The sequence below is a fragment of the Novosphingobium sp. KA1 genome, from assembly GCF_017309955.1.
GTDB lineage: Bacteria > Pseudomonadota > Alphaproteobacteria > Sphingomonadales > Sphingomonadaceae > Novosphingobium.
Genome location: NZ_CP021248.1, coordinates 1 through 26,214 on the forward strand (window position 1 = coordinate 1; position 26,214 = coordinate 26,214).

Here is a 26,214-nt window from a genome sequence, read left to right on the forward strand (position 1 = left end):
GTGTCCCATTGCTCAATTGAATGAAATTGAATATTCTGTCCGCAAAAGTGCTTCAATGGAGTCCCGCGTGGCTGAATCGAATGCCGTAATTTCGCAGATCGGAGATCTTGCAGAAGCCGGCGAAAAAATGATCGAGCGGCTGCGGCGCAAAGCCTTTCTGCCAGAAAGCCGCAAGGGCCTCAACGTGCGTACCGGCATTGCCGAAGCCGCACAATTGCTCGGTTGTTCGACCAATCGCATCCGCATGGCCGAAGAAGACGGCCGCCTGCCCCCTCCCCCGGCCGGCGAAAATGGCCGCCGTCTTGGCTATTCGATCGAGGACATGCTGCACATGCGCGAAGTGCTTGGCGCTTCGCCGGCGCGCGCTCCGCTCGATGTGCCGGCAATGATCGCGGTTCAGAACTTCAAGGGCGGCGTCGGCAAGTCCACCGTCACCACGCATCTTGCCCACTTCTTCGCGGTGCATGGCTACAAGGTACTGGTTGTCGACTGCGACAGCCAGGCCACCACAACCACGCTGTTCGGCTTCAATCCGCACTTCAACATCACCCGCGAAGAGACCCTTTACCCTTATCTATCAATCGATCCGACCCAGGCGGACCTGCTCTACGCGGTCAAGCGTACGCCCTGGCCTAACGTCGACCTGATCCCGTCGAACCTTGAACTGTTCGACGTCGAATACGAACTGGCTGCGGCCGGTTCGGACGGCCAATCGGTGCTCGCCGCCCGTTTCCGCAAGCTCAAAAAGGGTCTGACCGACCTTGCGCGGGACTACGACGTGGTGATTCTCGATCCGCCGCCGGCGCTGGGGACCATCAGCCTGGCCGTGATGCAGGCCGCCAATGCCCTGCTGGTGCCGCTGGCCGCAACCACGCCGGACTTCTGCTCGACCGTGCAGTTCCTCTCGATGATGGATCAGGTACTCGACCAGCTCACCGGTGTCGGCATCGAGGTCGACTATTCGTTCGTGCGGCTGATCTGCTCGAAGTTCGACGGCAACGATCCCAGCCATGAAATGGTCCGCACCATCATGGAGCAGACTTTCGGCCCTGCCCTCCTGCCCGTGCCGATTCTCGAAAGTGCCGAAATCAGCCACGCAGCGCTGCGCATGATGACGGTCTACGAGCTGGAAAAGCCGATCGGCACGCCGCGAACGCACAAGCGCTGCCGTGCCAACCTGGACGAAGCGCTGGGCCAGATCGAACAACTGGTCCGTGCCGGTTGGGGACGCAGCCAGAAAGTCGACGAGGACATGCTCGTCAATGGCTGACCTGAGGCCTTTCTCCTTCGACAGCGCGGCCTTGTGGCATCGCGCAGTTCCCTGTTTGTTCTTCACGAAAATCTCTGCCCGTCGAGTGGCAGAGTGTCGCTCGAGGTAAGCCCATGGCCCGCAAGCAATCCGATTATCTCGCCGCACTGCTCTCGGACGACGAAATAACGGCCGATCTCACGCCCAAGAATGAGGCAGAGTCCACCGCTCCCCCTCCAGTCGCGTCTACAAGGGCGGAAAGATCGCGTGGTACAACGCTGCTCGGACGTGAGAGCGCCCTCGCCCGCGTCGCCAGCGGTGAGGTACGCCAGGTCACGCAGCTGCTGCTCGACCCCGCGCGTGTCCGTATCTGGACCGGCAATGCCCGCAGCTATGTCCACCTGACCGAAGAATCCTGCCGCGAACTGATCGATTCCATCATCGCGGAAGGCGGCCAGAAGGTTCCTGCGGTGGTGCGCCGCATCGAGGGCGACCCGGAGCACGACTTCGAGGTCATCGCCGGAACCCGCAGGCACTGGTCGATTTCATGGCTGCGCCAGCATTCCTATCCGGACATGCAGTTTGTGGCGCAAGTGGTCCAGCTCGACGACGAAGCCGCCTTCCGGCTCGCCGATCTGGAGAACCGTGCCCGCAAGGACGTGTCCGACCTTGAGCGCGCGCGCAACTATGCGGCTGCACTCAAGGAACATTACGGCAATCACATGACCCGCATGGCCGAACGCCTCAAGCTCTCCAAGGGCTGGCTGTCGAAGATGCTGAAGGTCGCCGCAATCCCGGACAATGTGCTGGAGGCCTTTGCGTCGCCTGCCGATGTCCAGCTCAAGCCGGCCTATCCCCTCGCCCAGGCGCTCGACGATACCAGCAAGGCACCGGCAATCCGCAAGGAGGCACAGCGTCTGGCCAAGGAGCAGATGGCCCGCCGCAATGGCAATCGCCCGGCAGTTGCCGCTGCTGACGTAATAAAGGCCCTTCTCGCGGCCAACGATACCGATCGAGCGCGCCAGGATACGATGGCGGTCTTCTCACGGCACGGTCGTCAGATGGCTTCGGTCCAGTCGAGCAACCGCCAGGGCGTGACCATGCGGCTTCACGCCGGCTCCGGCGCCACCCGCGAGGAGATCCTCGAAGCGGTTCGCGAATTGCTAGGTCAGCTTGACGAGGACGGCCGCGGCTTGCGATCGTGATGCCGCAACCTTGCAAACACCGTCTCGCAAGGCACTCGAATATAGGTTTGTTGACAGGCAGGGGCACAACGTCCCTGCCTTTTTTCTTGCCTAAGCTCCAGTGGTTTCCCCGGGGAAACAGTTTCCCAGTTCCCCCCGCTTGGCGACATCGCTCCAGCAAGCGCAGGCTCTCCCCGTTCCCAGTTGGCCGAGTTCTTCACAGCCGCAACACCCCGGCGATTTGCCCTCCCCTGCCCGCATCGCCATGATACCCGGGAATCACCCGCTCTCACGAACACCGGCGTTTCCCTGGGGAAACACCGGCACCGCGTTGTGCGGATCAGTGCCGTCCAACCACGTCAAAACGCCAGTCGGAAACCCAACATGAGTCGCCAGAAGCCCGAAGCGGCAACAGAGCAGTTCGACATCTTCCTGCCCTACATCGTCGAGCTTCCGCTGCGCGATCAGCGCGAGATGATGGAACGTCCGTTCTTCAGCCTTGCCAAGTCGAAGCGTGTGAAGCCGATCGACTACACCAGCCCCGACGGCAAGCTCTGGGTCCATGTCAGCGCCAATCCCGACTATGGCATGGCGACGATCTGGGACGCGGACATCCTGATCTACTGCGCCAGCACGCTTGCCGACATGGCCAGGCGGGGAACCAACGATGTGCCCCGCAAGCTCCATCTGATGCCCTACGACCTGCTGCGCGCCATCGGTCGCCCGACCACCGGGCGTGCCTACGAATTGCTCGCCCAGGCCCTGGATCGTCTCGTCTCAACCACCATCAAGACCAACATCCGGGCCGAAAACCGCCGCGAGGCGACCTTTTCCTGGCTCGACGGCTGGACTCAGCTGGTTGACGAAAAGACCGAACGATCGCGCGGAATGACCATCGAGCTATCCAACTGGTTCTGGGAAGGCGTGATGATGAAGGGCGGTGTGCTGTCTATCGACCGCGCCTACTTCGACATCACCGGTGGACGCGAACGCTGGCTCTATCGCGTCGCACGCAAGCACGCCGGCGGGGCAGGGGAGGGCGGTTTTGCCATTTCTATGCCTGTGCTGTTCGAAAAATCCGGTGCCGAAGGGCAGTATCGCCGCTTCAAGTTCGAGATGCTCAAACTGGCGGAGAAGGACGAGCTACCTGGTTATGCGCTCAGCGTCGAAACCGCCAAGGACGGTGAACCGATGCTGCGCATGCGCCGCGTGGACGGCAAAGGCGGCGCAGGAACCGTACTTTCCGACGGCGCCGCCTCCACGCCCGAGGCCAAGGCGCTATCACCCGTTTCCCCGGGGAAACCCGCAGAGGCTCACAGACAACGTCCTGCCGCCGTATCCCCCAAAACCTCGTCCGCGGCGGCGCTCGGCCAGGTGGGTGATGACGCCGCCATCGATGCCCGCAAGCTCATTCGCTCGACCGTGGCCGGCCTCTCCGATGCGGCCACCCGCGGCTTCATGACCGATGAGACGATCGATCTGCTGCGCCGCGAATGCCCGGGCTGGGATCTCCACGCCCTGCATGCCGATTTCGAACGTTGGGTTTTTGCCAGCTCCGAACGTACTCCGGCGGACTGGCAGCGCGCGTTCATCGGCTGGGTACGTCGGCATCACGCCAAGCACGGTCGCCAGATCCGCGGTTGAGGGCAGGGGGGAGATGCACCGATCCCGCGACCGTTTCAGCCGAACGGCAAAGAGCGTTCCCGAAGTGTCGCGTCTCCCCCGCCACCCCGCCAAATCGGCGATGAGCGCTTCGGGCTTCGTTTGCCGATTGAACCTTGTTCGCAAGCGTCCTCTTCAAAGTGATTCAACTCAGCCTGCAAAATCGGCGATTTTTCGGGACCTTCGACACTCCGGGAACAGCTTGAGGTGGATCTTCGACCCTTCAGGAACACCCCTTCGACACTCCGGGAACGTTGCTGTCGACACTCCGGGAACACATTCACGACATTTCGGGAACGGCCCTTTTTCGCGACTCATCGGGAAACCTGCGGTTTCGGAAGCAAGCGGGCTCCCTAACCTTGTAACAGATTCCCTAAATAGCTTTCTAACCTCGCAGAAGTCTCAGTCTTGTGGAGATTTTTAGATGGGCGCGATGCCCGCGACACAGCGGCAGACCCAGCATCTCACTGCCATCGGCAAGCCTTCAATGAGGCCCGATCCGTCTCCCTCCGCACACAGGCCCTAGCGGATGCCCGCCAGATCACCTTTTACCAGCCACGATCTCGACACCTTTGCCGCATGCCCAAAGCGTTTTTGGCTGGAACGGAATATTGAGACTGAAACGACAAAGCCTGCCTTCGCCGGACACCCGGAACGTGATCCGATCCTGCATGCAGTTCTAGCAGCCACCCCGGAAGGACAGCGGATCTGCGATGGCCCCGACTTGCAAGCGGCCGTAAACGAAACCAACCGCCATCTGGCCCACAACGATCATCGTCCCTTGTTCAACGCGTGCTTCATTGCCGCAGGCCTTGCGGACGCGGTCACCCATGATCCGGCACCCGCCATCACCGTAACCGCCGATATGCTGTTACCTGCAGGAGAATACAGCTGGATCCTGGTCGAGATTCTGCCAGCCTTGCGCATTCGCGAGCGAAGCCTCGAACGGGTCGCCCACAAGATCGCGGTACTCGAACGCTGCGGCATTGAAATTGCCGGAGCCATTATCCGCACGATCAACCCGGATTTTGTTCTCGAACGCCCGGGGGAATATCGGGGGCTCTTCAGCGACCATCATGTTCTCGGCCGGGTCCGTCACCTCGTGAACGACGTCCCGGGAATACTGGAAGCAGCCCAAGCTGTCATGAAAGAACCCGAGCCGAAATTACCCCTAGGCCCCCATTGTACCAACCCGGCACCGTGTCGGTTCCTGCCCCACTGCACGGCACACGCGCCCGAACCGCAATGGCCGGTCACGATCCTCCCGGATGGCGGCTGGAAAAAGTGGAAACGAAAAGGATACGATGATCTGCTTGCTCTGGATGAGCACGAGATGAAGCCGCGCGAGGCGATGATCGTTGCAGCTACCCGATCGGGCAGGCCCTTTCACGACCTCGAGGGCGCTCGTGAAGCAATCGGGCAATGGACCTATCCCCGTGCATGGATCGACTTCGAAGCGGCATCGCCGGCACTTCCGCGGTGGATCGGGACACAGCCATTTCAACAAGTGCCCTTTCAGTTCTCACTGCACCTCGAGCAGGCTGACGGGAGCATGTCGCACCACGAGTATCTATGCTGCGACGGAAGCGATCCGCGAAAGGGATGCGCGCAAGCACTGGTCGCCGCTATTCCCGTCGACGCCACATTGATTGCCTATAATGCCGGTTTCGAACGCAGCGTCCTGCGACGACTTGCGCGCGATGTGCCCGACCATGCGGCGCCCTTGCTGTCCATGGCGGAACGGACAGTCGACTTGCAGCCAGTGGCCCGCAGTTGCTGGTATCATCGGGCGCAACGCGGTTCGTGGTCTATGAAAGCCGTGCTGCCCAGCGTCGCTGATCTTGATTACGACAGATTGGAGGTAAAAGGCGGTGCCATGGCGCAGGACAGGTTCCTGGAAGCCATTGACCCTTCCACCACCCGGGAGCGCCGTCAGGAGATCGAGGCGGCGCTTAGAGCCTATTGCCGGCAGGATACCTGGGCCATGATCCTGCTCGCCCGCCGACTGACTACGGCAGCTTGACGTGGTGGGAGTAGCTCAAACTTGAGATCGGACTGGCGTACAGGCCCGTTCGAGACGCGCTTGAAACGTCTGACTGCTAATCCCCCGCGGGTGGTGAGGCCTTGTCGAGAAGGGCCTCCAGAGCCTTCATGGAAGCTTCAAACTCGTCGAGCGATTGCTGCGAGAATGCAAAGCTCTCTTCGTTCGGTTGCGGCCCCGGCGCTTTCGGCGGACATTCGGCATAGCGATAGAGCATGGTGCGGTTGTGCGCTGCCTCGGTAACCAACTGGCCGGACTCGGCAATCGTCGCAAGGATCGTGCGCACACCAAGGCGGGAGGCGCCCAGGACAAGCTCGATCTGGCGGCCGCGCATGGACCCAAAGCCAGCCAGCATTTCCAGCACCGGACCGGATCTGCCCGTCGAACGGCGGCCGGCACTCCGTTCGGCAATCGTGCTGGCGCGGCGCTCTGCTTCCCATAGCCACTGCTCTAGCTGCCACAAGGCGGATCGCAGCGCGTCGGTGCTCTGCTGTTGCAAGCGGCGCTGCGTATCCCACAGGTCATCATCGCTTGGATCTTGGTTGCACTGTCCATGACCGGGAAAGGAGAGGAAGCCAGGCAGGGGAATGGGTAGCGGCAGGCGCCCAAGCGGCGAGGCCCAGTCCGACGCAAGCCTTGTGCCGACCAGCAAGTCGAGTGCCCATCGGCAATTGGTCGGGGTATCTGCTTCGCGGGCGATACGACCGGATCCGGTCTCGAGAAGTTCGTATCCGCGCTCCTGCTGGCCGAACCGCGTGCTCGCGCCGACGGCTTGCAGGAGCGCCGAGATTGCGTTGAAGGGCAGGTCCTCTGCCTCAACAGGGATCGCCGCGAGCAGTTGATGTGCCTCCTCGATAGTCGCATTGATCTCTGCATGGGCGGCAGTGGGCGAGGGGGATGTCATGGCGTCCGGAACATCGGACAGGGCGAGAAACGCACGTTGGATCTTCTCGGCGGCATCGGCGAGGAGGGGCCATGAACTGTGCAAAAGCTCAGTCAATATCGCTTGGCATATGGCCCTGGCAGGGCGTAATCTGTGCTGAGGAAGGTCGGACAGCGTCTTTAGTCCCGCGAACCATTCGTGGAAGCGTTGTTCGGTAAAGGCATGTCCCTCCTGCCGAAGGGCTGCGATCAGGCATTCACGGACGACCCGGAGCCCTAGGATCTGCAGGCAGCCCTGCGAGGCTGTTCGGAGGGCACTTTGAAGGCGGCCGAGATAGAGTGCGGCAAGAACCGCGCCGGACGGGGTTTCGAGAGGTGCAGACATGATGGAAGTCCCGGTTTCTGGGGGTTTTTCCAAGGTGTATAATTAAATGTATATAGCTATACACCTTCTTTGAGCAAAGCAGAAGGCACTATCGATAATGATAGGGGCGGCCTTTAGCCCCCCAACTGCCTTTAGAGAAACCGCTAGGCGGGCGGCACGGTGCGGTGCTTTTTCGCGAAGGCATTTTGCCCGTTTCATACCGTGGCCCGAACGCGGGACAAATGGGTCGCGGTTTGGCCGTCAGCCGGGCAGGGCGTATCCCGAACCGGCGAAATCCCCATGATCACGGGAACCACCGAAGTGTTGGAGGGATTCGTTCAACCCAACCGGAGTTAAGACCGCTGTTCCTAGGCCGCAAACTCATCAACGGACCATCGAGGTGCCCAAATGGCGAACAACTCGGGCCGAAGGTGTCGCCGGGCGGGCTGGTTGCCCATCCAAGGTCGCGTCGGTTCGAGATGGAAGCCGTTTTGGCGTCCCTGCGAGATCTACCTTACGGTGAGCTTCGCTTGATCAAAACGCCCAGCGCCGCGTCGGGAAGTCTTGAAATATCGAAATATTCCAGGGCCTTCCCTCCTGTCTCTGATCTATTTGGCCTCAAACCTCGATGGTGCCGTTCATGCGTTTACGACCTAATAGCCGAGCGGCTTGACTTCGCGAATGAGTTCGATGAGGAGCCGCAGCCCCGCTGGTACCTGGCGCCGGCTCGAGTAATAGATGTGATAGCCCGGCCCCATGCAGGACCAGTATTCCAGCACGAGGCGAAGCTCGCCCCGCTGGAGATAGGGCTGGAAAATGGCCTCGTTTCCATACATGAGGCCGGTACCGGCAAGCGCCAGGGGCATCATGGCTCGCCCGCCTCGCACCGTGATGCGGTTGGGAACGGCGATGGCCATGTCGCCGTCGGGGCCTGCAAATTCCCAGTGGTAGACGCGGTCGTCGCCCAGCCTGAAGCCGAGGCAGCGATGCTCGCGCAGGTCTTCGGGTTTTTCGGGCGTGCCATAACGCTCCAGATAGGCAGGCGCGGCCGCGACGCACCAATGCAGGTCTTGCGAGAGGCGCTGCGCGATCATGTCTTCCGGAACGGTGCCGCCGTGACGTATGCCCGCATCGAAGCCTTCCCCGACGATGTCGACCATCCTGTCGGATGCGACGATGTCGATCTCCATGTCGGGATAGCGTTCGAGGAACAACGGCATGACCGGTGCCAGCAGCAGTTCCGCCGCATCGCCGATCACGTTGAGCCGAATGCGCCCGGCCGGGGCATCCCGGAAACGATTGAGGGCTTCGGCAGCGGTTTCGATCATGTCGAACGGTTGCGCGATGACCGAACGGAGTTCCTCGCCCGCAGACGTCAGCGTCACGCTGCGGTTGGTGCGATTGACCAGTCGCACGCCGAGGCGACCTTCCAGGCCCTTGAGCGCGTGGCTCAGCGCCGAGGCGGTGATGCCGAGTTCAAGACCGGCGAGGCGAAAGTTTCGATGCCGTGCAATGGCGAGGAAGTAGGAGAAATCGGCAAGATCGGTGCGGTTCAACGGCATCGCGGCATCATGTTCGATCCGCGCGATCATCGCAACTCCGGCGTCCGGACAAGTGGGGGCAAGTCCGGGCGGAGCCCTCCCGTTTGGTCCGGCCCGGCCCAGAAAGCCGGGCGATACCGGTCAGGCTCCAAGCCTCCGGGCCAGCGCGAAGGCGGCCAGTGTGGCAGCGACGAGCAGCCCTGCACTGGTGAGGAATTCGACCCGGGCGCCAGCCATGTCGAAAACGACGCCGCCCAGCGTAGCGCCTAGGGTAATGGCAAGCTGGACGATCGCGACCATCAAGCCGCCGCCGGCCTCCGCCTCGTCAGGCACCGTGCGCGCGAGCCAGGTCCACCATGCCACGGGTGCCGCCGTACTTGCAAAGCCCCAGATGGCCAGGAGGATCGCCGTTATCGGGAGCGAGGCGCCGAACGCGGCGAGCAGGATGGCGGCGGCAGCCATGGCCGCAGGAAGAACGCCGAGCGTCAGGAACAGCACCTGCACCTGTCCTTGCGGTTGCACTTGCCCGAGTACGCGGCCGATGACGATCGTGCCCATAAACCCCGATACTCCGATGATCAGCAGCATCAGCGAGAGCATCGACACGCCGATCTGCGTGATCTGCTCGAGGAAGGGCCGCAGGTAGGTGAACAGCGCGAATTGACCCGCAAAAAGCAGGGCTACGGTGAGCAGGCCGAATACCAGCGGCGGGCGGCGGAGCAGGCCCAGCATGGCACTCTCGTTGCGCGCCCTTTCGCCGGGCAAGGGAGGCAGGCTGGCGACCTGCCAGACGATGGCCAGAACCGCGGTCGGGACGATGCAGAAAAACGTGCCGCGCCAACCGATCAGGCCGCCCATGAAGCTGCCGATCGGTGCCGCGAGTGTGGAAGCCAGGGCGTTACCGCCGTTGATGATGGCAAGGGCCTTGGGCACGTCCTGCGCTGGAACCAGTCGCATTGCGATCGCGGCGGACATCGACCAGAAACCGCCGATCGCGATACCGAGAATGGCGCGGCCGACCATCAGTACCGGATAGCCTGGTGCAAAGGCGACCATGGTGCCGGAAACGACCAGCATGGCGATAAGCGCAAGCAGCACCCGGCGCCGGTCCGCTCGGCCGAGCAGCGCCGATATCGTCAGGCTGGCAATGACCGCGAACAGTCCCGATATGGCGATGGCCTGGCCCGCCTGTCCCTCGGTGAGGGCAAGCGTTGCGGCAATCGGGCTGAGCAGGCTGACTGGCAGGAATTCCGATGCGACCAGCACGAAGCTGCACAGCGCCATCGCGTAGACGGCGCTCCATCTGGCCGGAGCGTGGGTGGCAGGATTGCTGCCGGACGTCGCCGTTTGGACGGTGTTGAAGCTGGCCATGGGCTCTCCGATGTCTGGTGTGGGCGGCGCACCTGTCGGCCTTGGTGCGAACCAAGGGGCCAAAACCGGAGAATCTGCCGGGCAGGGCGTGCGTGGCAGCGGAGCGGGGGGCCTCGGTGCCGCGCCGGGAATTATGCGGTCGCCGCGGCTGGGACAATCGGGCCTGTGTTTGATGAGGTAATGAGTAAAGCTCATCGTTTGGGTGTTTCGATGCTTTTGGGACCGGCTATATCTGACTGCAGCGTTGAGATTCCCTCATTGCTCCATCAAGTCCCCCCAGTCTGTTGGTGATGCTGCCGGGGCGCTATTTCCCTTGGCACCGGTCGTTCCGCCGGGGTCAAGCGACACCAAGGCACCCTAGATGCAACGCAGAAACGCCGTGAAGCTCAGCGGTGCCGCCGTGCTGGCCCTTGCGGCGGGCACGGTTCTTCCCGTTCTTCCAGCAAAGGCCCAGACCATGTCCAACCTATGGGACAAGACCTTCCCCCAAAGCACCAGGGTTGACCACCAGAAGCTCCGCTTCCCCAATCGCTATGGCATCACTCTCAGCGGTGACCTCTACCTTCCCCGGGATCGCGCGGGCGAGCCGCTCGCCGCCATCGTGGTGTGTGGACCGTTCGGGGCGGTCAAGGAGCAGGCGTCCGGTCTCTATGCGCAGATCATGGCCGAGCGCGGCTTTGTCGCGCTGGCATTCGATCCCTCGTTTACCGGCGAGAGTGGCGGCGAGCCGCGCAACCTCGCCTCGCCCGATATCAATACCGAGGACTTCAGCGCCGCGGTCGATGCGGTCGGCCTGCTGCCGTTCGTCGACCGGGAGCGGATCGGCATGATCGGTATCTGCGGATGGGGCGGCATGGCGCTCAATGCCGCGGCTGCCGACAAGCGCGTCCGGGCAGTTGCCGCCAGCACGATGTACGACATGGGCCGGGTCATGTCGAAGGGGTACAATGACAGCGTCACGCCCGAACAGCGCCGGCAGACGCTGGAGCAACTTGGCCGGCAGCGTTGGGAGGATGCCCAGCGCGGCGCGCCTGCCCATGGCCCGGTCTCGCTCGAACTGAAGGGCGGCGAGCCGCAGTTCGTGGTCGACTATGCCGAATACTACAAGACCCAGCGCGGTTTCCATCCGCGCGCGATCAATTCGAACGCGTCCTGGACGCTGACGACGCCGCTGTCGTTCATGAACATGCCGCTGCTTTCCTATATCCAGGACATCTCGCCGCGACCGATGCTGCTGATCCACGGCGAAAAGGCCCACTCGCGCTATTTCAGCGAGACGGCTTATGCTGCCGCTGCGCAGCCCAAGGAATTGCTGATCGTGCCCGGGGCCAGCCACACCGATCTCTACGACCAGGTGGATGTGATCCCCTTCGACAAGCTGGAGGCGTTTTTCCGCCGGCACCTCGCCTGAAGGGGCGCTTCAGCCGCATCCGGCAAAGGCGACGAGATGCCGCCCGCAGGGCTCCTGGCGCAGTGCGATCGGCCGGCCGAGGAAACGCTCGGCCAGTGCGATGGCGGTCAGCAGATGGCCGCTCGGCTTCACCGTGGTGAAGGAGCCGCTGCCGGCCAGCGCAAAGGGCAGCACCAGCTGGTCGGCCAGATAGGGCCCGGCAAAGGCGCTTGAAGAGAGGTACCCCTTCAGGCGCCCCGCTGCCACCCGCGCGACCCGTTCGGCCGGTACGCCCAACTGGCCGAAGCCGCTGGCCAACTCGGTTACCGCGTCCTTGCGGGCCGCGATCATCAGGATGACGCCGGGGCCCTGGTCGGCGGGAAGTTCGCGCAGGACAAAGGCCTCGTCGGGCCATTCGGCCAGTTCCTTGCGGGCACGCGCGATCATGCGCTCGGCGATGTCGCGCGGGAGTCCGGCAAACAGGACTTGCGCGGTGCCGCCATCGAACGCGCCGCCATCGTGCAGATCTAGCGGCTGCAAGGGCGCCGGGGTGATGTCCACCTCGATCCGTCCGCCGCCGCGCGGGTAGAAACCGTGGCGCACGAGCCGCGCTTCCACTTTCGGGCCCATGCGGTTGACGACCGGCAGGAAAGTGCGCTCGATGAAGTCGAACGGCGGCGCCAGCATGGCGTGCGTGCCGCCCTCCAGCACCAGGCGGGAAGGGGCATCGGCCAGCGCCAGCGGCATCAGCACCGTCTGCAGGACGAGGCCCGTGCTGCCGGCGGTGCCGATGGCGAAGTGGTACTCGCCGGGTCGCACCGTGCCGGGGTGGAATTCGAGTGTGTGCGAACCCACTTGGGCGCCGGTCACCTCCGCCCCGCCGATCCGCGCCGCCGCTTCCACGGCGGTGACGTGCTGGCGCATGAGGCCGGGTTTCGAACGCTGGCCGCGCACATGGATAATGCGGAAAGGCTTGCCGGTGACCAGCGAGAGCGCGCAGGAATTGCGCACCACCTGCCCGCCGCCTTCACCGTCCGAACCGTCGATCTCGATCATGTCGTCCTCTCGTCGTGCGTCTTTGCAGGGTTGGCCCTTGGCATCCACCAGAACCACCACGGATCGGCTTTCCTGTCGTCGGACGGCTTCATGCCGAAGTCGCCGTCACCGATCTCGACCGATGCGAGGGCAGCGCCGAATTTGCGGAGCATCGGTCCGCCTGCTGTCATCGTCAGGCGATCGCCTTCCACCCCGAGGCGAAGCTCCGTCGCCTCGGGGTGGTACTCGATACGCAGGCGCGAATGTTGGCGGTCGATCGGACCGAGAAACCCCGGCACTTCATGAACGGCCTGTGTGACTCGCGCCAGCTCCACGGTGCGGTGGCACGGAGCACCGCCGACCATGCGATCGACCAGATTGCGCATGGAGCGGCATCCCGCCGGATCACCGGTGAAATGCCATCCCCGATAAGCTTGCCGAGGCTGGCGATAGCGCCACACGAACAGTTGGCCCTGCTGCCTCCACTCGCTCACGAAATCGCGCATCTTGTCCTCCGGGGCGATGGTCTGCGTGAAGGGGATCACCCCTTCACGCAAACCACCTGTTTTAAGGTGTGGACGATCTCGACGAGGTCGGCCTGGGCCGCCATCACCGCCTCGATCGGCTTGTAGGCGCGCGGCGTCTCGTCGATGACGCCTTCGTCCTTGCGGCATTCGACGCCCGCCGTATCGGCCACATGCTCTTCCAGCGAGACGAGCTTCTTGGCCTGCGTGCGGCTCATCACCCGGCCGGCCCCGTGCGAGCAGCTGTCAAAGCTCTCCGGGTTGCCGAGCCCGCGCACGATGAACGATTTCGCGCCCATCGAACCCGGGATGATGCCCATGGCGCCCTTCGCCGCGCGCACCGCGCCCTTGCGGGTGACGAGCACGTTCTCGCCGAAGTGGTTCTCGCGGGTCACGTAGTTGTGATGGCAGTTCACCGCTTCCAGTTCGGCCTCGAAGGGCTTGGCGATCCGGCCGCGCAGGGCCGCGATCACGTTGGCCATCATCATCCGCCGGTTGAGCGCGGCGAAGTCCTGCGCCCAGCCCACCGCCTCGACGTAGTCGTCGAAGTGATCGGTCCCTTCCGGGAAGTAGGCGAGGTCCTCGTCCGGCAGGTTGATGTGCCATTTGCGCATGTCCTGCTTGGCCAGCTCGATGAAGAACGTGCCGATGGCGTTGCCGACCCCGCGCGAGCCGGAGTGCAGCATGATCCAGACCCGCGCCTCCTCGTCGAGGCACAGCTCGATGAAGTGGTTGCCCGTCCCCAGCGTGCCCAGGTGTGTGAGGTTGTTGGTGTTCTTCAGGCGCGGGTGCTTGTCGCACAGGCGCTCGAAACGCACGGCAAGCGTCGCCCAGGCCTCGACGATGGCGGGCGGCGGCGCGCCCCACGATCCGTGGTCGCGCTGGCCGCGTCCCACCGAGCGCCCGTGCGGCACCGCCTGCTCGATGGCGGAGCGGAGCCCTTCGAGGCTGTCGGGCAGGTCGTGCGCCATCAGCGAGGTGCGTGCCGCCATCATGCCGCAGCCGATGTCGACACCGACCGCCGCCGGGATCACTGCGCCCTTGGTCGGGATCACCGAGCCGACAGTGGCGCCGATGCCGACATGCACGTCGGGCATGCCCGCCACATGGCGGAAGATGAACGGCATCCTTGCCGCGCGGGCGAGTTGCTCTTGCGCCTTCTCGTCCACGGGTACGCCGCGGGTCCACATCTTGATGGGCACGCCGCCTTCGACCTGCCGGAATTCGAAACTGGTGTCGGTCATCGCCGATCTCCTTGAAAATACGTCATAGATGCTGGCGACGAGGTTTGGCGAGACACCCTGAATGCTCAGGGGCGGGGCGAACCCGCATCTCCCTTCGGGCCTTGCGGGCCTGCGCGGCAGGAACCGCGATGCGGTGCCGGCGAAAAGGCGCTTCACGGCCATGGCGAAAATCCTTCGTCCGGGGAGTGGAGGCGGCCGGCCCATTCCGGCCGCCCCGCTTTCCCGTTTCCTGCTGCCGGGCTGTTCGACAAACCCGACGAGGATGGAATTGCAGGAGGCGTGCCAAATGCCCGGAGGGTTCCGCGAAAAAACTCAAAAACCTCGGAATTTCGCGGATTTCGAGCGGGAATCCATCCGGTTCGGCCACGATCGTTGCCGACGCCGGTCCCGCGATTTGTATATGTTTATATAAGCGGATATATGATCGTATCATGAAGTCGCTTACCGTCATCGGGTTTCTCGGATCCACCCTGGATGCCGCCAAGTTCGGCCCGTCGCGCTGGATGAAGTGGCGCCCATCGGTCGCGCTGACGATGCACGAGGACTTGCGGGTCGATCGTCTGGTCATGATCCATGGCAGTGCCCACCGCCGGCTGGCCGAATACGTCACCGCCGATATCGCCGATGTCTCGCCGGAAACCACGGTGGAGCGCCACGTCATCGATTTCGCCGATGCCTGGGATTTCGAGGAAGTCTACGGCAAGCTGCTGGATTTCACCCGTACCCTGCCGCTCGACCCCGATGCCGAGGATGTGCTGGTCCACATCACCACCGGCACCCATGTCGCCCAGATCTGCCTGTTCCTGCTGACCGAGGCACATTACCTGCCGGGTCGCCTCCTGCAGACCCAGCCCAGCCGCAAGACCGACGGGACCGCGCCGGGCACCTGGTCGATCATCGATCTCGACCTGTCGCGCTACGATTCCATCGCCACGCGCTTTGCCGAGGATCGCGCGACCGGCACCTCGTTCCTGAAATCCGGGATCGAGACACGCAATGGCGCCTTCAATGCGATGATCGACGAGATCGAGCAGGTCGCCTCGCGCACCCGCGCGCCGATCCTGCTGATGGGGCCGACCGGGGCGGGCAAGAGCCAGCTGGCGCGCCGCATCCACGATCTCAAGAAAGTGAAGCGGCAGGTCGCCGGGCCGTTCGTCGAGGTCAACTGCGCCACCTTGCGCGGCGACAGCGCGATGTCGGCGCTGTTCGGCCACCGCAAGGGCGCCTTCACCGGCGCCGCCTCGGACCGCGCGGGCCTGCTGCGCGGTGCCGACAAGGGCATCCTGTTCCTCGACGAGATCGGCGAACTCGGCCTCGACGAGCAGGCGATGATCCTGCGGGCGATCGAGGACAAGCGGTTCCTGCCGGTCGGTGCCGACAGTGAGGTGGCGAGCGATTTCCAGCTGATCGCGGGCACCAACCGCGATCTTGCCCGCAGCGTTGCGGAAGGCACGTTCCGCGAGGATCTGTTCGCCCGCCTCAACTTGTGGACCTTCGCGCTGCCCGGCCTTGCCCAGCGGCGCGAGGACATCGAGCCCAACCTCGACTACGAGCTTGACCGCTACGCCGAGCGCGAGGGGGAGCGTGTCTCCTTCAACAAGGAGGCGCGCGCCCGCTTCCTTGCCTTTGCCGTATCCCCGGCAGCGCCGTGGAACGGCAATTTCCGCGATCTTGCCGCCAGTGTGACCCGCATGGCGACGTTTGCGCCCAAGGGGCGGATCGACGTGGCGACGGTGGACGGCGAAGTCGCGCGGCTGGCGCGGCTGTGGTCCGGGGGCCCGGCCGGCGATGATGGGCTGGCGGCGGTGCTCGATCCGTCGCAACTGGCCGCGATCGATCCGTTCGACCGGGTCCAGCTGGCCTATGTCGTGGCGGTATGCCGTGAGAGCTCTTCGCTTTCCGGCGCCGGGCGGCGCCTTTTCGCCGCCTCGCGCGAACGCCGCGCCAGCACCAACGACGCCGACCGCCTGCGCAAGTATCTGGCGCGGTTCGACCTGGACTTCACCGGCTTGCGCTGATCCGTTCCCGGCGGGTGACACACGCGGTAGCTTGCAAAATGCGTTGGATGAAAACCGGGAGCGGCCGGTCCGGTGCAATCGGATCGGAAATTGCGCTAGAAGGGGGGCTCGCATAGTCGGGGCGCAGGTACGGGAACCCGGTTTGGACAGGATCGTCAGCATCTATGCGCCGGGTGAGGCGAGCGTGCCGGTGCGCGGCAGCGGACAGGCCGCGGACCGGCTGGCGCAAGTCGTCGCCCTCGTGCGCGACCATGCCGGTGCCGCCGATGCCGACTTGCGGTCCGTCCTTGCGGCGCGCGCGCCCGCGAGCCTCAAGGCCCTGGTCAACGACTTTTCTGATTACCGGGCCTTCATCGCCAGGATGGAGGGGCGCATCGATGGGCGCACGTTGCTGCCCGCAGATCCGGCCGAGGTCCTGGCCTATGTGCAGGATTGCCGGGTGCATGGGCAAAAACCGGCGACCATCCGGCGGCGGCTTGCGTCGCTGCGGGCGCTGCATGGGCTCGCCGGGCTGGCGGACCCGACCGGATCGCCGCAGCTTCGTGCCATGCTCAGGGGGCTGGCGGCGCAGGGCGTAGCGGCGTCTTTGCAGGTCAGCAGCCGCAAGCCGGCATTCACGCTGGAGATCCTGCTGGAGGCCTGCGAGGAGACGCCGCCGGGTCTGCGGGATGCGGCCTTGCTGGCGGTGGCCTGCGAGGCGGGCCTGAAGGTCTCGCAGGTCCTCGCGCTGGAGGCGGGGCAGGTGGTCCCCGCTGCCGAAGGGCAAGGCCTGCTGCGGCTGGCGGGCGTACAGGAGCGGGTGCTGACGGGCGAGACCTTCCAGCGCGTCGACCGCTGGTGCCGCGCGGCGGGCATTGCCGAAGGGGCGCTGTTCCGCCGCGTTGCCGTCGTCCGTGCGAAGGGGAGGGAAGGGCGCGGCCCGGTTCCGCTCGCCAAGCTCGCCTGGAATGCGCGCGCCGGCGATGGCCATCTGGGCGAGCGGCAGGCCCGGGCGGCGCGGACCGACTATGTGGTGGGCGAGAACGGGCTGACCGCCGCGGCGGTGCGGGACATCGTGCGCAAGGTGGCGGGCCGTGCCGCCGATCTCGGGCTGGTGGCGCTGCAAGGGCGGGAGCGGGAGGCGGCGATTGCGGCGCTGCGCCTGCAATCGCTGTGGTGCCGGCGCGCGCCGGACGCGACGGTCGGCGGCGATTGAAGGCGAACGGCAAAGGCCGCAACCGGGGGAAGCGGTTGCGGCCTTGTCATTGGGTTTCAGGCGCCGGTTTCAGGGGGCCAGCTTCAGTGGGCCGGGTTTGGCGCCTTTCGGCGTCATTCCGGTTTCAGCACGAACCATCCCGAGTATCGCGGCGTCGGGCCGCCTGCTCCCGCGTCGATGCGGTGGAGTTCCAGCCCGTTCGCCGCCACCAGCGCGTCGATGGCCGCCACGATGTCCGGACGCTCTGGCCCATAGCCGTTTCCGGCAAAGATGCAGCCCGGACGGAGCCTTGCGAACCAGTCGGCCAGCAGGGTTTCCGCCGCCGCGGCGCTTTCGTGCAGGCAGGCGTCGACGTGGATGAAGTCGAGCGTTTCGGGATCGAACATCTCGAGCGCATCGGCAAACCCCATGCGGACCAGCGAATTGCGCTCGCGATAGGGATCGAGGTCGAGCAGGGCCTGCTTGTAGCGCACGATCTCGTCGCGGGCGCCTTCACCCTCGCACTCGCTCCAGCCCACGGTGAAGAGATAGCCTGCCTGCCCTTGGTCGAGGACATGCCGCGAGAAGGCACTGGAGGCATCGAGCGCGACCGCGGCGCTGCCGGGCGGGATCAGCCGGGCGACGTCCTCGTGCCGGGCGAAGCGCGCCGCGACATCGCGCAGGCGGCGGTTGATCCGGACGTAGTCCTCGGCATCGGGGACCGTCGGCGCCGCCGCGAGGGGCACCTCGGCGATCGAGGCCGCAAGCGGGGCTGGCGCCGAAGCCGGACCAGCTACCGGAGTGCCCATCATCATGTCGGGTTCGGAGCGGTATTCCTGGCCCTTGATGTAGAAGGTGAGCGCCAGCGTGTTGCGCGCGTGTTCCTGCGGGCCCAGCTCGCCGACACTGTGCCAGCTTTCCTCGCTGCGGACGAAGGAATAGGCGGCGTTGGGCTTGAAGTCGTTGGTCTTGTAGTCCGCGAAGCCCTGCGGCGTGCGGGTGTGGAAGCGGGTGCCGAGATGGCGCTGGCTCTCGTCCGCGGGCAGGTAGAACTGCAATGTGGCGATCTTCGAGGCGGCATCGGGATGGATGCCGATGCGGTAGCCGGGGAAATCGCGGTAGAGCAGCGGCACCGCGACGAGTTCGGGCAGTTCCTCGCCGAACCGGGCGCGCAGGGTCTTGCCGAACTTGTCGACGAGGGCGGCGGCCAGCGCGGGATGGGTGCAGATCTGCGTCATCGCCTGCCAGAACGCACGGTCCTGGGGGGCGATGCGGCCCAGCGTGGCCTCGGTAAGGTCGAGCAGGCGGCGGGTAATGCGCCCGTCGGCGGCAACCGCATCGGGGTGGACGATTGGATCGAGCACATCATCGGCGGGCAGCCGCGCGACGATTTGTGCGTAGAGATCGGCGGGGAAGACCTCTTCGAGGTAGATGTTCTCGCTGGGCACGGCGTCGATCGGGGCCTCGGCGATGCGGCCGACGATGCCCGCGACCACGGCGTCGACATCGACTTCGACTTCGACTTCGACATCCGCGGGGCTGGGATCCCAGTTCACCGCCACGCTGGTGGCAGGGGCATCGCGGCGGAACAGGTAGTTCAGCACGTCGCGCGTCTCGGGTGTCGCGAACGCGGCGTTCTGTTTCTTGTGCTGGAACTGCAGCCCGGCAGCGGCGAGGATCTCGGTCACTTCATCCACTTGCGCGGCGTCGGTTTCGATCAGTTCGATCGAGACCGATTTGACCTCCTCGCGCGCCAGCATCTGCGCGGCGCCGCGCACGATCGGCAGTTCGATGCCGTCGACGTCGATCTTCACGTGGTTGGGCACCGCCATGCCGAATTCGCCGATCAGGCTGTCGATGTCCTGGCCGACCATGCCCTGGCGGAAGGCGGGAGCGTAAGGATTGCCCCGGAAGTCGAGCGCTTCGCCGAAGCTGCTCATCGAGGTGCCGAAGTCGACGCTGGCCAGGTTCATCGCCGCGATCGCCTTGCGGTCGGTCAGCGCCAGGCAGAGCGGGGTGACGCGGTCCTGCAGGCCGTTGAGGCCGATGTTGATGCACAGCTGGTAGTAGTTGGCGAAATGCGGTTCGAAAGCGTGGACGCGGGTGCCGCGCACCCCGGCATAGACGCTGTAGATGCCGACATTAGCACCGATGTCCCACAGCGTTTCGCCCGGGCGGAAGCTGTCGATCCACTCGATCGTCTCGGGCTCCTTCTGGAGCAGCGTTTCGTAGCGCCAGCCCGAGCCTTGCGCCATGTAACGGATCTCGCGGCCGCGGGCTTCGAGCCGCCCGACGTTTCCGGCACCGAGCTGCCGGCTTACCTCGCTAAAGAATCCTGCCGTGCCGGCGTTCATGACATGCCTCCAGAAAATCCATCGCCCGCAAGGATGCGGGCCGTCTGAGGATTTATAGACTGGAAACGACCCCGAGCCGGATGCGCGGCCCCGGAAATGCGGGGCCTCGGCATCGCATGACCGGGGCGGGAACTCTGCCCGCCCCGGCCGTGCATCGATCCGGACGGCGGATCAGTACTTGAAGCTGACCGTGCCGATCACCGTACGGCCCGCTGCCTGGTGGGCATAGTGGGTCGAATAGGCCTGGTCGTAGTAGAGCTTGTTGGTGATGTTCAGCGCATTGACGCGCACCGCGATATTGTCGGTGATGTCGTAGCTGGCGTTGGCATCGAAGCGCCAGTAGCTGGGCACGTACGTCGCGCGGGTCTTGACGATGGTGAACACGCCGTTCGTGTAAGTACGGGTGTCCGAGAAGCCGCCGTAGACCTTGTCCATGTAGATGGCGCCGCCGCCCAGGGTGAGCTGCGGTGTCACCTTGTAGTTGGTGAACAGCGTGAAGCTGTTCTTCGGCGTGTTCGGGAAGGCGTGGCCAGTGGCCGCCGCCGGGGCGTAGTACTTGGCCGCCGCGCCGCTCGCATCGGTGCCGGTGGTGGCGGTCAGGCCGGCGTTCAGCACCTTGGAATCCATGTAGGTGTAGCCGCCGAAGACGTTCCATTCCGGCGTGATGTTGCCGCTGAAGCCCAGTTCGAAACCGCGAATGCGCTTGGTGCCGACATTGAGCACGCCGCCGTCGGGGTTGGTGGTGCGGGAATTGGTGGTGCGGGTCTGGAACACGTCGAAGCTGAGCGCCAGCGCCTCGCCGAACAGGTTCCACTTGGTGCCCGCTTCATAGCTCGTGGTCTTGGCGACCTTGAGATCGTCGGTGCTGACGCCGGCGGTCGTCAGGCCGTTGTCCTCGCTGCCCTGGGCAAGGAACGAGCCCGGCGGGATCGCCGAAGTGGCGGTCGAGACATAGATCGTGCCGTTGGACACCGGCTTGAACACCAGTCCCGCCTGGTAGGTGAACAGGTCGTCGGTGCGGTGCTGCCAGGTACGGGCGGCGGTGAAGGGCTTGGCGACGGCGGCCGAGGCGTCGGTGTCGTAGTGGTCGTAGCGGCCGCCGATGTTCAGCTTCCAGTGCTCGCCCAGGCTGATCGTGTCGAACAGCGAGGCCGAATAGGTTTCGCTGCTGGCCAGCGTGCGCGAGTTGGCCGGGCCCTTGACGATCGAGCCGGTCCAGCTGTCGTAAGGATTGGGATTGGCGAGATCGGTGCAGATCGCGTTGCTGCCCGAAGTGGCGGTGGCGCAGGTGACCGCGGTGGGCAGCGCGGTGTAGCTGGTGCTATCGGCATAGTAGCTGCCGTAGCCCGATTTCTGCCAGCTGTATTCGAGCGCGGCGGTGAAGCTGTGCTCCAGCACGCCGGTGGCGAACGTGCCCGACAGGTCGAGCTGGTCGACGAGGCCCTGCTGCTTGGAATAGCGCGAGTTCACGCGGCGCGAGACGGTGCCGTAGCTATAGACGTTGCCCTTGGAATCGTCCGGCTGGGTCCAGAGGTACTTCTGGCTCGAATCCGAGAAGCGCGCGGTGTTGCGCAGGGTCAGGCCGTTGTCGAACTCGTGCTGGAAGCGCGCGGTGAACTGGTCGACCGTGGTCTTGCGGAAATCGCGGTCGGCGAGGCCGTAATAGGCATCGCGCGAACGCACCGAGGTGCCGGCGGGCGCGGTCTGGTCATTGGCGCCGGGCTGGTTCGAGATGGTGGTGAGGTAGGGAATGCCGGTGTCGGGCAGTTCGCTGGTATGAAGGTGATACCAGTCGAGCTGCAGGCTGGTCGGGCCGTTCAGGCCGAACTTGATGGACGGCGCCACGCCCCAGCGCTTCTGCCACACCGCATCCCGGCCGGCGACGTCCTGGTCATGCCACATGCCGTTGATGCGCACGCCGATGAAGTCGTTGAGCGGCTGGTTCACGTCGACGGTGACGCGCTTGTAGTCGTCGTTGCCGTAGCTGGCGTCGAGATGGGCGAAGCGGTCGGCCTTGGGGGCCTTGGAGACGAGGTTGATCGAACCGCCGGCATTGCCCGAACCGTTGGTGACGCTGTCCGAACCCTTGGTGACTTCGATGGCTTCCACCGCGAAGGTCTCGCGGCTCTGCGCGGCGATGTCGCGCACGCCGTCGAGATAGGTCGAGGCCTGGCTGTCGCTGCCGCGAATGAACGGACGGTCGCCCAGCGCGTTGCCGCCTTCGCCCGCGCCCATGGTGATGCCCGGCACGGTGCGCAGCGCCTCGGCGAGCGAGGTCGAATTGGTGTCGCTCAAGAGCCGGCTGGAAATGACCGTGATCGAGCGCGGGGTATCGATCAGCGGCGCGGTGGCCTTGGGGCTGGAGAGGGTGTCGACCTTGTAGCCGTCATCGTCGATCGCGGTATCGGACACGGTCATGCCGCCGAGGCGCGCGGGCGCGGCTTCGGTGCTGTCCTGTGCAAGCGCGGGCGCGGCGCTTGTCGCCAGTCCGATGCAGCTCAGCGCGAGATAGGCCTGCGCTGCCGTGGCGGACGAATGACGGAAACGGGAAGTGGACACGGTGCCTCCTTGTTGCAGATGATTATTATTTGCGATGGATGCGCGGATCGGTGGCGAAAACGGCTTTCGATCCACGGAAATCGGGGCAGGAGCGGCAGGCGGCAGGTCTCCGCAATCGCCGCGAGAACGGGCTCAGCGCATGGCGCGGCCGTGGCGTAAAAACACCCTGACGTTCCGGCACGCGGGGCTGGAACCGGCCGTGATCCTCATGTCTGTCCTGCCTGACTCGTTATCTATTGAGAGCGATTATTAATAGCGACAACCGGGCCGCGCAAGCTGGACATTTGTATCAATCGTCGCACCCGCCCCCGCTCCCCCCGGCCGAGCCTCTCGCTTTCACCCGATCCCTCAGCGCAGGCCCATCCGGTCCATTTTCTTGAGCAGCCCGACCCGTGACAGGCCCAGTTCGCGGGCGGCATGGGTATGATTGTGGCCGGTCCGCTCCAGCGCTTCGGTAATGCGCAGGCGTTCGAGCGCGGTGATTTCAGCCTCCAGCGACAGCGGAGGCATCGCGGCAGGCGGCGCCTTCGCCGCCGTGATGGCCTCTCCGGTGGCGAAGGCAAGGTCCTGCGCCGCGATGGCGATTCCCGCCGCGCCGCGCGGGGCCAATGCTGCCGCGCACTCGACCGCGGCGCGCAGTTCGCGCACGTTGCCGGGCCAGCGGCGCGCCGCCAGCCAGGTCAGGGCATCGGGCGTGAACCGCGCCTCGCCTTGCGCCGCGCGGCGCAGAAACAGGCTGGCGAGCAGGGGCACGTCTCCGGGCCGTTCATCCAGCGCCGGCGTGCGCAGCACGACCCCGCGCAGGCGGTAATAGAGGTCCTCGCGGAAGCTGCCGTCGGCGACGGCGGCCTGAAGGTCGCGGTGGGTGGCGGCGACCACACGCACGTCGGCCTTGCGCATCGCGCGCGCGCCGACCGGCTGATAGGTGCCATCGGCCAGGAAACGCAGCAGCTTCACTTGCATCGCAGCGGGCATCTCGCCGATCTCGTCGAGGAACAGGGTGCCGCCCGAGGCGGTCTCGACAAGGCCGGGGCGGTCGGCATGGGCACCGGTGAAGCTGCCCTTGAGGTGGCCGAACAGTTCGCTTTCGAGGAGGTCCGCGGGCACCGCGCCGCAGTGGATCGGTACCAGCGGCCGGGCGGCGCGCGGCGATGCCTGGTGGAGCGCGCGGGCGACCAGTTCCTTGCCGGTGCCGCTCGGCCCCAGCACCATGACCGGCAGCGGGGTGGGCGCCACGCGGCGGACCAGATCGCGCAGGGCGGTCATCGCCGGGGAACTGCCGGCCAGCCCCATGTCCTCGCTGCCGACCGACTGCGCCTTGAGCTGCGCCACTTCGCGAGCGAGCCGCGCCCGCTCCACCGCACGCGCGACAACGACTTGCAGCATGTCGGGATCGACCGGCTTGGCGAGAAAGTCCCATGCGCCCGCCTCGATGGCCTTTAATGCCAGCGCGTGGTCGGCATGGCCGGTCATCACCACCACCGGGGCCGGGGCAAAGGCGGGGATCAGCGCCAGCCCCGCTTCGGGGGCGTGGTGCGGCGGCATGGCGAGGTCGAGCAGCACGACATCGGCGGGCGAGCGGGCAAAGGCGGCGTGGGCGGCATCGCCGTCGCCCACGGTCTCGACGTCATGGCCCAGGCTGCGCAGCCACTGGGCGGTAAGGCGCTGGAACGCGGGTTCGTCGTCGGCAAGCAGGATCATGTCGGGTTTCCGAAAGTGAGGCGCAGGCAGGTGGACCAGCCGGGCCGCGCGGCGAGCGTGACGGTGCCGCCATGCGCCTCCATCACGCGCCGGACGATGGCGAGGCCGAGCCCGGTGCCGCCGGGGCGGCGCGAGACGAAGGGGCGGAACAGGCTGTCGGCGATCTCGGCCGGAATGCCGGGGCCATCGTCGCAGATGTCGATCGTGGCGGGCGGGCCGGGCGCGGCAATCAGGGCGACCCTGCTGCCGAGCGCCCGCGCATTGTCGACGAGGTTCGCCAGCGCCCGGTCGAGCGCCATGGGGTCGGCGGTGACGGTCATGCCTGCGGGCACCTGTGCCTCGATCCCGAAACGCCCTGCCAGCATCGTCACGTCGAGCGGGCGGGGGCTGAGGGTCCAGGCCCTGGCATAGTCGAGGATGTCGGTGATGAGGTGGTTCATGCGCGCCACTTGTTCGGCGATCTCGCCGCGGACATCGGCCGGGGCGCCGGTCGCGGCCATGGCGACGATGCCCAGCGGATTGCGCAGGTCATGCGCGACGGTCGCCGCCAGCGCGCCGATTTCGGCAAGGCGGGCCTCGCGTTCCTCGGCAACGAGGCGCTGCGCGGCGGTCAGGCGGCGGGCGGCTTCCCCGACCAGCGCGGCGAGGCGCTCGGCGATGTGGCGGGTGGCAAGGGGGGCGTCGTCCCACCCGGACAGCGTCACCGTCTCGCCTGCCAGCACGAGGTGGGGGCCGTCTTCCGGCAGGCCGAGGCGGGTGCGCAGCAGGGTGTTGGCCCGTGCCGCAAGACTTGCCGCGTCGGCCGGCTCGGCCAGCTGGTCGCGCCATGTGGCAATATCGGTTTCGCTGACTTGGCCGCCGGGAAAGACCAGCCTGTCGACCCATCGCTTCATCGGCGTCAGCACCGCCATGCCCAGCAGCAGCGTGGCGGCGAGCGCGGTCCAGGTCGCCAGGAAACCGGCGGGGCGCCCGGCCAGCGCCAGCGGCAGCGCGGCGATCAGCGCGCTGGCCATGCCGGCGCCCGCCAGCAGCAGCACCCACACGAGCGCGCGGCGCGCCCAGAGGTCGACGGCCATGAAACGGTGGCGCACGATGCCGTAGACCAGCGCCACCGAATAGAGCGGCAGCAGCAGCACCGGGAAGGGATAGATCGCTAGCCCCAGCGCCGGAAACGCGAAGCCGGTGAGGGCGACAAGGCCGAGGCCGCTGGCCACGAAAACGGCGCGCGCCTGCTCGCTCTGGCGCCGGATTTCGCCGCTGCCCCGGCGTTGCCCCAGCCAGGTCCGGAGCAGGCGCAGGTGCCCGGCGAGGGAGAGCAGGCCTGCCGCGCCGAGGACGCCCCAGCCGCAGGGCGAGGGCACGAAAAAGCCCGGAAAACCCCGCCATGGCACGACCGCGCCGACGCCGAACACCAGTCCCACCGTCGCCGCGAAGAGCGCCGCGGCATAAGCGGCGATAGCGACCGGGCGCTCGCTGGCACAGCGGGCATAGGCAAAGACCAGATGGACAAAGGCTGCGGCGGGGAGCGGGGAGAGCGCGACACACACGGTGCTGAACGTCCCCGAGGCGGGGCCGAGCAGCGCCGGTGCGGCCTGCGCGATGCTCCAGAGGGCAACACCGCAAAGGAACACCACCAGCAGCCGTCCACCCGGCAGCATCCGCGCGCGCAGCGCCACGAAGACAGCCAGCAGCAGGCTGGCGAGCGCGGTCAGCGCGAGCGCGCCGACATAGGCAAGGATGCCGAGTGCTGTATCCATCGTTAACACCATACCACGGCTTCCTGTTTACATCGTTTACATTTCGCTCTGCTCCGCGGCCCCGCTTTTCGGCGAATTTGCGGCCATGCTCATTGGGCACAGCAAATGCCGGGCCAATTGGCACGGCCGTTGCAATTCACCCTTTGCGCCTGCCGATCCCCGGC

At 65.5% G+C, this 26,214-nt stretch carries 17 protein-coding genes; 7 read left to right on the top strand and 10 right to left on the bottom strand.

The annotated features are described in order from the left end of the window. Positions 1-127 precede the first annotated feature (127 nt). The 4 genes from CA833_RS17835 to CA833_RS26980 all read left to right on the top strand — a co-directional run bounded on the left by CA833_RS17835 (position 128) and on the right by CA833_RS26980 (position 6,118). Positions 128-1,270, top strand: a complete 1,143-nt coding sequence (locus tag CA833_RS17835; RefSeq protein ID WP_242526629.1) for an AAA family ATPase — start codon at positions 128-130, stop codon at positions 1,268-1,270. Positions 1,271-1,383: 113 nt separating this feature from the next. Next, positions 1,384-2,454 carry a ParB/RepB/Spo0J family partition protein gene (locus tag CA833_RS17840; protein WP_207080647.1) on the top strand — a complete coding sequence of 357 codons (1,071 nt, stop codon included), beginning with the start codon at positions 1,384-1,386 and terminating at the stop codon, positions 2,452-2,454. Between the two features lie 363 nt (positions 2,455-2,817). Then, complete coding sequence (locus CA833_RS17845; RefSeq protein WP_207080648.1) at positions 2,818-4,077, top strand: replication initiator protein A; 1,260 nt, start codon at positions 2,818-2,820, stop codon at positions 4,075-4,077. Positions 4,078-4,624: 547 nt separating this feature from the next. After that, complete coding sequence (locus CA833_RS26980) at positions 4,625-6,118, top strand: DUF2779 domain-containing protein (RefSeq protein ID WP_242526514.1); 1,494 nt, start codon at positions 4,625-4,627, stop codon at positions 6,116-6,118. Positions 6,119-6,194: 76 nt separating this feature from the next. Here the strand turns inward: CA833_RS26980 and CA833_RS17855 are convergent, their stop codons facing one another. The 3 genes from CA833_RS17855 to CA833_RS17865 form a co-directional block, all read right to left on the bottom strand. Continuing rightward, complete coding sequence (locus tag CA833_RS17855) at positions 6,195-7,403, bottom strand: hypothetical protein (RefSeq protein WP_207080649.1); 1,209 nt, start codon at positions 7,401-7,403, stop codon at positions 6,195-6,197. 632 nt (positions 7,404-8,035) lie between these two features. Beyond that, entirely contained in the window at positions 8,036-8,974 is a 939-nt protein-coding gene (locus CA833_RS17860) for a LysR family transcriptional regulator (RefSeq protein WP_242526515.1), read from the bottom strand. 90 nt (positions 8,975-9,064) lie between these two features. Next, the gene (locus tag CA833_RS17865) at positions 9,065-10,294 is read right to left on the bottom strand and encodes an MFS transporter (protein ID WP_207080650.1); all 1,230 of its coding nucleotides are present in this window, start codon (positions 10,292-10,294) and stop codon (positions 9,065-9,067) included. Between the two features lie 361 nt (positions 10,295-10,655). On the opposite strand from CA833_RS17865, the gene CA833_RS17870 reads away from it, so the two are divergent. After that, positions 10,656-11,705 (top strand): alpha/beta hydrolase, encoded by a 1,050-nt coding sequence (locus tag CA833_RS17870; protein WP_207080651.1) that lies wholly within the window; start codon positions 10,656-10,658, stop codon positions 11,703-11,705. Positions 11,706-11,714: 9 nt separating this feature from the next. On the opposite strand, the gene rtcA is transcribed toward CA833_RS17870, so the two are convergent. From rtcA to CA833_RS17885, 3 genes are read right to left on the bottom strand one after another with little or no spacing between them, the layout of a single operon-like run. Beyond that, positions 11,715-12,740, bottom strand: a complete 1,026-nt coding sequence (rtcA, locus tag CA833_RS17875) for an RNA 3'-terminal phosphate cyclase (protein ID WP_207080652.1) — start codon at positions 12,738-12,740, stop codon at positions 11,715-11,717. Then, on the bottom strand, positions 12,737-13,264 hold the full coding sequence (locus tag CA833_RS17880; RefSeq protein ID WP_207080653.1) for a hypothetical protein: 528 nt from the start codon (positions 13,262-13,264) through the stop codon (positions 12,737-12,739). Before CA833_RS17880 ends, rtcA begins: the two co-directional genes overlap by 4 nt. Further along, positions 13,261-14,487, bottom strand: a complete 1,227-nt coding sequence (locus tag CA833_RS17885; protein ID WP_207080654.1) for an RtcB family protein — start codon at positions 14,485-14,487, stop codon at positions 13,261-13,263. The genes CA833_RS17880 and CA833_RS17885 overlap by 4 nt, the downstream gene beginning before the upstream one ends. 431 nt (positions 14,488-14,918) lie before the next feature. On the opposite strand from CA833_RS17885, the gene rtcR reads away from it, so the two are divergent. Both rtcR and CA833_RS17895 read left to right on the top strand, forming a co-directional pair. After that, positions 14,919-16,505 (top strand): RNA repair transcriptional activator RtcR, encoded by a 1,587-nt coding sequence (rtcR, locus tag CA833_RS17890; RefSeq protein ID WP_207080655.1) that lies wholly within the window; start codon positions 14,919-14,921, stop codon positions 16,503-16,505. Between the two features lie 142 nt (positions 16,506-16,647). Continuing rightward, on the top strand, positions 16,648-17,700 hold the full coding sequence (locus tag CA833_RS17895) for an integrase (protein WP_207080656.1): 1,053 nt from the start codon (positions 16,648-16,650) through the stop codon (positions 17,698-17,700). Between the two features lie 113 nt (positions 17,701-17,813). Here the strand turns inward: CA833_RS17895 and CA833_RS17900 are convergent, their stop codons facing one another. The 4 genes from CA833_RS17900 to CA833_RS17915 all read right to left on the bottom strand — a co-directional run bounded on the left by CA833_RS17900 (position 17,814) and on the right by CA833_RS17915 (position 26,050). Continuing rightward, entirely contained in the window at positions 17,814-20,033 is a 2,220-nt protein-coding gene (locus tag CA833_RS17900; RefSeq protein WP_207080657.1) for an FkbM family methyltransferase, read from the bottom strand. A gap of 171 nt (positions 20,034-20,204) precedes the next feature. Next, on the bottom strand, positions 20,205-22,592 hold the full coding sequence (locus tag CA833_RS17905) for a TonB-dependent siderophore receptor (protein ID WP_207080658.1): 2,388 nt from the start codon (positions 22,590-22,592) through the stop codon (positions 20,205-20,207). 348 nt (positions 22,593-22,940) lie between these two features. Further along, positions 22,941-24,293, bottom strand: a complete 1,353-nt coding sequence (locus tag CA833_RS17910) for a sigma-54 dependent transcriptional regulator (RefSeq protein WP_207080659.1) — start codon at positions 24,291-24,293, stop codon at positions 22,941-22,943. Further along, positions 24,290-26,050: a sensor histidine kinase gene (locus tag CA833_RS17915; protein ID WP_242526516.1), complete on the bottom strand. Its 1,761-nt coding sequence runs from the start codon at positions 26,048-26,050 to the stop codon at positions 24,290-24,292. The genes CA833_RS17910 and CA833_RS17915 overlap by 4 nt, the downstream gene beginning before the upstream one ends. Positions 26,051-26,214 lie beyond the last annotated feature (164 nt).